The sequence below is a fragment of the Actinomadura sp. NPDC048394 genome, from assembly GCF_040651755.1.
GTDB classification, from domain to species: Bacteria; Actinomycetota; Actinomycetes; order Streptosporangiales; family Streptosporangiaceae; genus Spirillospora; species Spirillospora montaniterrae.
Genome location: NZ_JBEZJL010000193.1, coordinates 1 through 1383 on the forward strand (window position 1 = coordinate 1; position 1383 = coordinate 1383).

The following is a 1383-nucleotide window of genomic DNA, read 5'->3' on the forward strand; positions in this document are numbered from 1 at the left end:
CGACGCCGAAGGCGCCCTTGACTTTGGAGGGGCGGCCCCGTACGCAAGCGCCACCCCACCACCCGAACACCCCTCTTGTGATTCACCCGAACACCCGAATTAAGGACTCCCGAACTACCTAACCGCCCCCGAACACTTTTTCGCTCGATGACCTTGAGCACTTTCCACACCCGAACACCCACTCTTGACGATCACCGCACCCAACACCCCAACCCGCACCCTCAAACCACACCACGTCCCCACACACCCACGTCCACACCCACGTCCATGTCCACGCACGCCCACGTCCACCCACGTCCGGCCAACCGGCTGCGCCGACGCCGCGTAGATCAAGGCATCCGGCCGACAGCCGCCACCCCGCTCCTCGCCACCCCGCAACACCCCTCCCCCGGCTCAACACCCACCAGTCCGTACCCCTCAGCGTCAGCGCGGTCACGCAGTGCGGCGGGCCTCGACGCATCCGCAGCCGCATTTCGGCGCGTGAGGATGTGCGGCACCCCTCCTCCGACTGCTCACCACGCACGCAAACACGCGATGTCCACACCTCGCGGGCGCTGCAGGGTCAGGTGCGGCTGCGGCGATGAGTTCCAGCGGCGGCGATGGTCGAAGCCCGTGAACACCATGAGCATCGCGAGCGGCCAAGGAGCATCAGGATGCGGAAGATCACGGCGGGGCTGTTCATCTCGCTCGACGGAGTCGTCGAGAACCCGCAGGACTGGCACTTCCCCTACTTCAACGACGAGATGGGCCAGGCCGTCGACGCGCAGATGAGCTCGGCCGACACCCTCCTCCTCGGCCGCCGGACCTACGAAAGCTTCGCGGGCGCGTGGCCGGACCGCGAGAAGGCCGGCGCCGAGGACGCGGCCTTCGCGAAGAAGCTCGGCGACGCCCGCAAGATCGTGGTGTCCACGCAGGAGCTCGAGTTCACCTGGCGCAATTCCGAGCAGCTTAAGGGCGACCTCATCGAGGCGGTGACGGCGTTGAAGGCGGAACCGTCGACGGCGGACATCGCGATGAGCGGGTCGGTGTCGCTCGTCCGGCGGCTGCTGGCGGCGGGGCTTCTCGACGAGCTTCACCTGCTGGTCCATCCGATCGCCGTCGGCGAGGGGATGCGGCTGTTCGAGGACGCGGACGCCCCGTTGCCGCTGAAGCTGATCTCCTCCGTGACCTTCGCCACCGGCGTCGTCCACCTGGTGTACCGCCTGGACGACGGCGCTCCGGCCGGCGACTACGCGAAGGCCAAGGCGAGCCTCCCGCAGGCCGCCGACTAGGAGCCCATCCCAAGCCGGCTCAGCCGCCCCAAGCCGGCTCAGCCGCCCCCAAGCCCGCGTGGGCCTTCCGGCGCCGGGGCGAAGATCATGATGTGCGAGCCGCGCCCCTGCG

1 protein-coding gene is annotated in these 1383 nt (G+C 68.5%); it reads left to right on the forward strand.

Features of this window, described 5'->3' with window-relative positions; all coding sequences use genetic code 11:
- The first annotated feature begins 653 nt into the window (after positions 1–653).
- Complete coding sequence (locus tag AB0C78_RS50790; RefSeq protein ID WP_360763070.1) at positions 654–1271, forward strand: dihydrofolate reductase family protein; 618 nt, start codon at positions 654–656, stop codon at positions 1269–1271.
- Positions 1272–1383: the final 112 nt, after the last annotated feature.